Here is an 8120-nt window from a genome sequence, read left to right on the forward strand (position 1 = left end):
AAAATCCCCGTGTCGGCGGTTCGATTCCGTCTCTGGGCACCACGAATAATTCCTCCTTAGCTCAGTCGGTAGAGCGACGGACTGTTAATCCGCAGGTCGCTGGTTCGAGCCCAGCAGGAGGAGCCAAATAAAAAGCCCAGCAGCAATGCTGGGCTTTTTCTTTTCCCATTGTCCCCGTCCTGAATATGGCTTATACCTTCTTCCCCGAATAGATGGAGATCTCGATGGGACAAGGTGTGAAACGCACACAGCGCGATTACTCACTGAGGTTTAAATTGTCCCTGGTCGAGCAGATTGAAAAAGGTGAACTCACCTACCAGTAGACACAATTCCAATATGGCATTCAGGGCAATTCGACCATTCTGGTATGGTTGCATAAGCATGGTCTGCAGGGTTGGAGCCAGGGAGCATCGATTAGAGCTGGCAGGATCACATCATGCCTGATCCCGACAACCAAATGTCTGAACAGCGTATCAAGGAGCTCGAGTAGCTGGCGCTGATGAGCCTGGAGGCTCAGTTCTTTGAAGGCGCCTCAATCGTAAAAAACGACCTGGTAAGCTCTCTCGCAGCGGTATGTCGAAAAGCTGACCATCTTCAGTGCTTGCTGGTTCCTCGGAATAAACCGTTAGGCTGACTACAATCGCAATCGGGTCGCCGACCTGCGTCATGCACAAGGGCAGCAGGTAGTGAGCTTTGTGCGCAAAGTTCACTACGGGTGGGCATCCACAAGTAGCATTATCTGCTGCAGGGCCAAGACGATGCTGGGCTGACGGTCTGGTGGGACAGACTGTTTAGGATATTGGCCGAGCACCGTCTGTTGGTGCAGCCCAAACGGGCCTATCACAAGACGCTCCACAGTTTTCAGCGTTTCTATCGCCATCCCAACTTGCTCAAACCCGGCCCGGTGAAAATCACTGCGGTGGCGCCAGGGCAGGTCTTGGTTGCCGACATCACTTACCTGCCGGCAAAGAGCGGGCCACTCTACCTGAGCCTGGTGACGGATGCCTTCTCGCGTAAGATAGCGGGGCATCACGTGCACGAAGGGATGCATGCTGAGTTGGTTGTGATGGCGCAGAGCACTGAAGCAACGGCGTGGCAGCGGGGAGTTTATCCATCACTCGGACGGCAGGGTGCAGTATTGCTCAGGCTTGAATCAGACGCTGCATGAACGGTACGGAGTACAGTACTCGATGACTGATGGGTATGACTGTTATCAGAATGCGCTGGCAGAGCGGGTGAACGGGATACTGAAAGGAGAGTTGCTGTAGCAAAGCCCGTAGGACCTGGTGTAGACGAGGAAGATGGTGCATAAGGTGGTGGGTAGTTATAACCTAGAATGATCGCATTAGGCCTCGCAATGCAGAATCCCCGATGCGGTACATCGGGTTCTGAGTGCCAGAAGTTAACTGAAAACATGTAAACGGACTTCAGGATTTCAGGCCCGCTCTTCGGTCAGGGGGCTGACACTCAGCACGGGGGCGGCATCGATGCCGTCGGCATTCATCATGGCGGAGATGCGTTGCAGGGATGAGAGCAACAACCCCTGCTCCCAGTTTTCCAGCGCCTGAAAGCGTTGAATGAAACTCTCCTGCAAGGGGGTCGGAGCCTGGGCAAGCAGGGCGCGTCCCGCGTCAGTGAGCGTCGCATGCACCTTGCGTTTGTCGGTTTCGCTGCGAATGCGCTGTACCAGTTGGCGGCTCTCCAGTCGGTCCATGATGGTGGTCGCGGTGGCCTGGCTCATGTTGGTGTGATCCGCCAGCTGGCGCATGGAGATCTGGCCAAGCTCGTCGATCCCCTTGAGCAGCAGGAGCTGGGGCGAGGTCAGGCCGGCCTCCTTGATCAAGCGCTTGGAGTGCATGTCGATGGCACGGATGATCTGGCGCAGGGCGATCAGCACTTCATCATGTTTTTCCATGGGGTCTGGGTCATCGCAGGGCTGTGGAGAGGCGCGAAATTCTCCGCCTAATCCATAACAAGGTCAATATGGTTTTGGATGTAATGGTTTTAGCTCTAATGAATATTGTGTTAGGTTATCGGACAATTGCCCCATTCCAACCCGATATTTGAGGAGTGAAATCATGCATGACGACCTGGATATCAAGTCCCTGGTTGCCGACCTGCGTGTGGTCAGAGTTCGCTATGAGCTGCCGGATACCGCGGCGTTTGTGCGTTATCAACCTGCCTATGACGAGGACCCCAACAACCTCAAGGTACACCACTACGATGGTGAGCTGCCGCTCTCTTGCAGTAATACAGGTTCTTTCAGTCTAAAGGAGTTGGTCAATGAGTTGCGCTATGCCTATGTGCTGGTTCACCTCTTCCCCGACGAGAGTGCCATGAACTTCTATCTGGCGGGTCTGGACAATGGACTGGCACAGCTGGAGTTCATCGGTGGCTCCTATGACTTCAACCGCCTCTGGATCACCAGCGGTGTCTCCAATCTGGGGGTGCCCATGGCTATCTTCCTTGGCAAACGCCACGCAGTGAACGGTCAGCCGTCGGTGACCCTGGTGGATCACCGTGAGCAGGTGGCAGGTCGTCTGGCCTATCGCGCCATCGGCGGTGCCGGCGATCACGTGGGTGAAGACTTTTTCAACAACGACTAAGGAGGCCCGATGCGAGCAACCAAAGGGCTTTTGAAAGGCCTCAATCCCACCATGGCCATGACGGCCCTCACCGTCGTGACCCTCTTCCTGCTGTTCGGCGTCTTTGATCCGGATACCGCAGGCACCTGGTTTACCGGGGCCAAGGACACCATCATTGCTGGCTTCAAGTGGTATTACATCCTGGTGGTCGCCCTGTTCCTGTTCTTCGCCGTCTACCTGATGTTCAGCCGCTTTGGCAGCATCCGGCTGGGCGACGACGACCAGGTACCGGAGTTTGGCTACTTTGCCTGGTTCTCTATGCTGTTCAGCGCAGGCATGGGCATAGGCCTGGTGTTCTGGAGCATCGCCGAGCCCATGTATCACCTGCAGGGCAACCCCTTCATCACCGAAGGCATGACGCCGGAAGCGGCCCAGATCGCCATGCGCCTCACCTTCTTCCACTGGGGTCTGCACCCCTGGGCCATCTATGTGATCGTCGGCCTGTCGCTGGCCTTCTTCAGCTACCGGCGCAAGTTGCCGCTGGCCATCCGCTCCGTGCTCTATCCCATTCTTGGCGATCGCATCTACGGCTTCTGGGGCCATGCCGCCGATGTGCTGGCGGTGTTCGGTACCGTGTTCGGGGTGGCGACCTCCCTTGGGCTGGGTGTCTCCCAGATGAACACCGGCCTCAACCAGATGTTCGGCATGGGCGTGTCACAAGCGAACCAGCTCTGGCTCATCGGTGGCATCAGCCTGATTGCCACCCTGTCGGCCATCTCCGGTGTCGGGCGCGGGGTGAAGATCCTCTCCGAACTCAATATCTGGTTGAGCGTGTTCGTGCTTGGCCTCTTCCTGGTGCTGGGGCCGACCACCTACATCCTCAACGCCTATGTGCAGAACATCGGTGATTACCTGCAGAACATCGTCAAGCTGAGCTTCTGGACCAATACCGAAGCCAACGGTACCTCGGCCTGGCAGTCTAGCTGGACCGCGTTCTACTGGGGCTGGTGGATTGCGTGGGCCCCCTTTGTCGGCATGTTCATCGCCCGCATCTCCAAGGGACGCACGATTCGTGAATTCGTGCTCGGTGTCCTGCTGGTGCCCTCCCTGCTCGGCATGCTCTGGCTCACCGTGTTCGGCGGGACTGCCATGAACCTGGAGCTGTTCGGTGGCGGCGGCGTAGTGGAAGCGGTCAATCAGGATGTCACCATGGCGCTCTACAAGACGGTGGAACTGCTGCACTGGGATACCTTCGGCTGGATTGCCAAGGGGGTGCTGACCCTGCTTATCTGCACCTACTTCATCACCTCCAGCGACTCGGGCACGCTCGTGATTACGACGCTGCTCTCCATCGGCGACCAGGATCCCCCTGTGCTGCACCGCGCCATCTGGGGACTGGGGCAGGGGCTGGTCGCGGCCATTCTGCTGGTCTCCGGCGGGCTTGCCGCCCTGCAGGCCGCCAGCATCATCGCCGCGCTGCCCTTCTCGGTCATCATGCTGGCCATGTGCTACTCCCTGATGCAGGGGCTCAAACAGGAGAGCCAGCACCAGTTCGAATACAGGCAGAAGCTCAAGCGCCATCCGGGGTCGGTCAATCTGAGCCTGATGGATCGCATCGGTCCGGGCTGATGACAGGTTCGGTCAAACGAAAGGGGAACCTCGCGGTTCCCCTTTTTCATGCCTGTTCGGCGGTCGTTAGCTACAGCATCTGCTTGAGTCGATAGAGCAGGTCAAGGGCCTGTCGCGGGGTCAGCTCGTCCGGGCGTACTGCTGCCAGCTCCTCCACCACAGGATGGGGTTGCGGGGCGAGAGTGACCGGAGCCGGACGGCTTTCGCCGGCGGCCACCGGAGTGGCACTCTCCAGCTCGTGCAGCTTGTGGCGGGCCTGGTGGATCACCGATTTCGGCACCCCGGCCAGCGCCGCTACCTGCAGGCCGTAGGAGCGGCTGGCCGCACCTTCCTGCACCGCGTGCATGAAGGCGATGGTGTCGCCGTGCTCCACCGCATCCAGGTGGACGTTGGCCAGCCCGCTCATCAGCTCGGGTAGGCGGGTCAGCTCGAAGTAGTGGGTGGCAAACAGGGTGTAGGCGCCAATCTTGCTCGCCAGCTGCTCGGCGCAGGCCCAGGCCAGGGAGAGGCCGTCGTAGGTGCTGGTGCCGCGGCCAATCTCGTCCATCAGCACCAGACTGCGGGCGGTGGCGTTGTTGAGGATATTGGCGGTTTCGGTCATCTCCACCATAAAGGTGGAGCGGCCGGAGGCGAGATCATCCGACGCTCCGATGCGGGTGAAGATGCGGTCGATGGGGCCAATGCGGGCGCTGTCGGCGGGCACGAAGGCGCCGATATGGGCCAGCAGCACGATGAGTGCGGTCTGGCGCATGTAAGTGGATTTACCGCCCATGTTGGGGCCTGTGATGATCAGCATCCGCCGCTCCCGCTCCAGCCGTATCGGGTTGGCGATAAAGGGGTCGGTCATCACCTGTTCCACCACCGGATGGCGGCCCGCCTCGATGAGGATCTGATCCTCGTCGATGAGGGTGGGGCAGCGATAGTCGAGGGTCTCTGCCCGCTCCGCCAGGTTGGCCAGCACGTCCAGCTCCGCCAGCGCGGCAGCGGACTCCTGCAGATCGCCGAGGTGCGGCAGCAGGGCATCGAGCAGCTCTTCGTAGAGACGTTTTTCCAGCGCCAGCGCCTGGGCCTGGGCGGTGAGCACCTTGTCCTCGTACTTCTTGAGCTCGTCGATGATGTAGCGCTCGTTGTTTTTCAGCGTCTGGCGACGGATGTAGTGGGTCGGCACCAGGTGGCTGTTGGCGCGGCTCACCTCGATGTAGAAGCCGTGCACCTTGTTGTAGCCCACCTTGAGGGTGTTGATGCCGGTGAGCGCCTTCTCCCGCTCCTCGATGCGGGCCAGGCTGGCGGTGGCGCCATTGGCCAGATCCCGCAGCTCGTCCAGCTCCTGATTGAACCCTTCACGGATGACGCCGCCATCGCGGATGAGCACCGGTGGCACCTCCATCACGGCACGCTCCAGCAGGTCGAACAGTTCGGGGAAGGTGCTCGCCCGCTCGCGCAGCTGCTGCACCGCCTCGTGCTCGCTCTCCGCCAGCAGGCGCTGCAACTCGGGCAGCTGAGCAAAAGCCTGCCGCAGCCGGGTCAGATCGCGCGGGCGTGCACTGCGCAGGGCGAGACGCGCCAGCACCCGCTCCACGTCGCCGACCTGGCGCAGCAATCCGCCCAGCTCGTCATAGAGGTTCTGCTCGATGAGCTCCTTGATGGTGCTCTGGCGACCTTTGAGGATCACCCGATCGCGGATCGGCTGGTGGATCCAGCGCTTGAGCAGGCGGCTGCCCATCGGCGTGGCGGTGCAATCGAGCACGGCGGAGAGGGTGTTGTCGTGACCGCCGGCCAGATTCTGGGTCAGCTCAAGATTGCGGCGGGTGGCGGCATCCATGATGACGGCATGATCGGGCTGCTCCAGGCGCACGCTGCGAATGTGGGGCAGGGCGGTGCGCTGGGTGTCTTTCACGTACTGCATCAGGCAGCCGGCGGCGCACAGGGCGGTCTCGCTCTGCTCGACCCCAAAGCCCACCAGATCCTGGGTGCCGAACTGCTGGCACAAGAGCTTGCGGGCGGTGCCGAGCTCGAACTCCCACTCAGGGCGGCGGCGCAGACCGCGGCGACCCTCGACATGGTGCAGGAAGGCGAACGATTCGGGGTAGAGCAGCTCCGCCGGATTGGTGCGTTGCAGCTCCGCCAGCAGGGTCTCTTCTTTCTCGAACTGGTTGATGAAGAAGCGTCCGGAGCCGATGTCCATGGTGCCGTAACCGAAGCGGCGGCCATCGTGGTAGACGGCGGCGATCAGGTTGTCCTGCCGCTCGCTGAGCAGCGCCTCGTCGGAGACGGTACCTGGGGTGATGATGCGAATGACCTTGCGCTCCACCGGCCCCTTGCTGGTGGCGGGGTCCCCCACCTGCTCGCAGATGGCGGCCGATTCGCCGAGCTGTACCAGCTTGGCGAGATACCCCTCGATGGCGTGATAGGGCACCCCGGCCATCGGGATGGGGCTGCCGGCCGACTGGCCGCGCTTGGTCAGGGAGATATCGAGCAGCTGGGAGGCCTTGCGGGCGTCGTCGTAGAAGAGCTCGTAGAAGTCACCCATGCGATAAAACAGCAGGATCTCCGGGTTTTCGGCCTTGAGAGTCAGATACTGCTGCATCATGGGGGTGTGGGCGCTCAAGTTGGCGCCTGGCGCTTGGTATTGTGCTGTCATGTGCTATTCCAGAAGGTGCTCTTGCGGGCAAACGTCTGCCGTCATGGGTCTGAATCTGGGGGCCATTCTACATGCTCGGGCCGAGATGGTGAGGGGTTATCTCATTTTGGGGAAGGCAGTCCTGAGGTTTCAGGGGCCGGGTGGCGTTGGAAGGCCGTCATGGGGATCAGAAGCGAGGAGGGGCGGGGGGCGAGGCGTGCCGGGGGGAGGGGCAAGATCCCCGCCATCAGTGCGGGGATTGGCATCACAGAAACGGGAGCCGTCTCTCAATACATGGCTTCGTCGCCACTCATCATCTGCTGCAGCTTGGCTTTCTGCTCGGGGGTCAGCACCTTGCTGACTTCGAACAGGTAGAAGGCGCGGTAGTAACGGGCCTGGGCCTGAATGTCGCTGATGGCCTGCAGTTGTTTCTTGGCGGCTGCCTCATCCCACTTGCCAGACTTGATCATGTTGACGATCACGTCCTGGCCGATGGCGTCGAGCTTGAGTGAGCTCAGGCTATTCATGGTTTGTTCACGCAATCCTTTGATCTGCTCCGTCTGGGCGCTGGACAAGTTCAGCTCCTGGGCCAGGGTGGTCTCGCTCTGCAGGTCTGTGGCAGCCTCGGTGGCAAAGGTATTGCTGGCAAAGCACATCGCCAGGGCGGCAACGGCGACTTTAAATTGATGCTTCATCTGCTTTCTCCAGTATCTAACAAATAGAAACCGCATGGATGGCGGTGCCTGCTGATTATAGGAAGCACCCATGTACTGGAGCTTAAGCGCGGGTAACTTGCCGCTGCGGTGCGCTTGCGCCGCATCCCCCCAGGGCCATGTCGATTGGCGACTGACGCAGCCGGCCTTGGGCCGGTTGCTCGCAATTCGGGGCAACTGCATAATGGCCCCCATGTTTTCCCCGCAAGGGGCCAGAGAGGGCATCATGATGGGACTTGAGGCAGAGATCGACCGTCTATCCCGAGAGCTGGGCGAGGCGTTGCTGGCGCGCGGCTGGCTCGCCGCCACGGCGGAGTCCTGTACCGGAGGGGGCGTCGCCACGGCCATCACGGACATTGCGGGCAGCTCAGGCTGGTTCGATCGCGGCTTTGTCACCTACACCAACGAGGCCAAGCAGCAGATGCTCGGCGTCAGCATCGACAGCCTGCTGCGCCATGGCGCCGTCAGCGAGGCCGTGGTGCTGGAGATGACCCGGGGCTGCCTGGCCCGTTCCGATGCGGGGATCTGCGTCGCCATCAGCGGCATCGCCGGGCCCGGTGGCGGCAGTGACGA

At 60.7% G+C, this 8120-nt stretch carries 6 protein-coding genes, 1 tRNA gene and 1 pseudogene; 5 read left to right on the plus strand and 3 right to left on the minus strand.

The features are described from left to right. Positions 1-50: 50 nt before the first annotated feature. Positions 51-126: transfer RNA gene (locus tag AACR77_RS01805), tRNA-Asn, on the plus strand. Between the two features lie 98 nt (positions 127-224). Then, a pseudogene (locus AACR77_RS23085) lies at positions 225-1265 on the plus strand (IS3 family transposase); the annotation flags it as partial. 170 nt (positions 1266-1435) lie between these two features. Here the strand turns inward: AACR77_RS23085 and AACR77_RS01820 are convergent. Continuing rightward, positions 1436-1915 carry a MarR family winged helix-turn-helix transcriptional regulator gene (locus tag AACR77_RS01820; protein ID WP_010672813.1) on the minus strand — a complete coding sequence of 160 codons (480 nt, stop codon included), beginning with the start codon at positions 1913-1915 and terminating at the stop codon, positions 1436-1438. Positions 1916-2078: 163 nt separating this feature from the next. Between AACR77_RS01820 and AACR77_RS01825 the strand changes: the two genes are divergently transcribed. Both AACR77_RS01825 and AACR77_RS01830 read left to right on the plus strand, forming a co-directional pair. Beyond that, complete coding sequence (locus AACR77_RS01825) at positions 2079-2606, plus strand: hypothetical protein (protein WP_010672814.1); 528 nt, start codon at positions 2079-2081, stop codon at positions 2604-2606. Between the two features lie 9 nt (positions 2607-2615). Then, the gene (locus AACR77_RS01830; RefSeq protein ID WP_042879412.1) at positions 2616-4214 is read left to right on the plus strand and encodes a BCCT family transporter; all 1599 of its coding nucleotides are present in this window, start codon (positions 2616-2618) and stop codon (positions 4212-4214) included. A 70-nt stretch (positions 4215-4284) separates the two neighbouring features. Here AACR77_RS01830 and mutS read toward each other — a convergent pair whose 3' ends face one another. Together mutS and AACR77_RS01840 are read right to left on the minus strand one after the other, a co-directional pair. Continuing rightward, positions 4285-6855: a DNA mismatch repair protein MutS gene (mutS, locus tag AACR77_RS01835; RefSeq protein ID WP_042879414.1), complete on the minus strand. Its 2571-nt coding sequence runs from the start codon at positions 6853-6855 to the stop codon at positions 4285-4287. 266 nt (positions 6856-7121) lie between these two features. Then, on the minus strand, positions 7122-7529 hold the full coding sequence (locus AACR77_RS01840; protein WP_042879416.1) for a Spy/CpxP family protein refolding chaperone: 408 nt from the start codon (positions 7527-7529) through the stop codon (positions 7122-7124). A 247-nt stretch (positions 7530-7776) separates the two neighbouring features. Between AACR77_RS01840 and AACR77_RS01845 the strand changes: the two genes are divergently transcribed. Next, positions 7777-8120 (plus strand): nicotinamide-nucleotide amidohydrolase family protein (locus tag AACR77_RS01845; protein ID WP_231563122.1); only part of this gene is annotated, 344 nt, incomplete at its 3' end.

This window comes from Aeromonas sp. ZOR0002, assembly GCF_963866995.1.
Classification (GTDB): Bacteria; Pseudomonadota; Gammaproteobacteria; order Enterobacterales; family Aeromonadaceae; genus Aeromonas; species Aeromonas caviae.

What these genes read in the sequence shown, in the direction of transcription:
- AACR77_RS01820 (WP_010672813.1), bottom strand. Translation starts at nt 1,915, where the DNA reads ATGGAAAAACATGATGAAGTGCTGATCGCCCTGCGCCAGATCATCCGT.
- AACR77_RS01825 (WP_010672814.1), top strand. Translation starts at nt 2,079, where the DNA reads ATGCATGACGACCTGGATATCAAGTCCCTGGTTGCCGACCTGCGTGTG.
- AACR77_RS01830 (WP_042879412.1), top strand. Translation starts at nt 2,616, where the DNA reads ATGCGAGCAACCAAAGGGCTTTTGAAAGGCCTCAATCCCACCATGGCC.
- mutS (WP_042879414.1), bottom strand. Translation starts at nt 6,855, where the DNA reads ATGACAGCACAATACCAAGCGCCAGGCGCCAACTTGAGCGCCCACACC.
- AACR77_RS01840 (WP_042879416.1), bottom strand. Translation starts at nt 7,529, where the DNA reads ATGAAGCATCAATTTAAAGTCGCCGTTGCCGCCCTGGCGATGTGCTTT.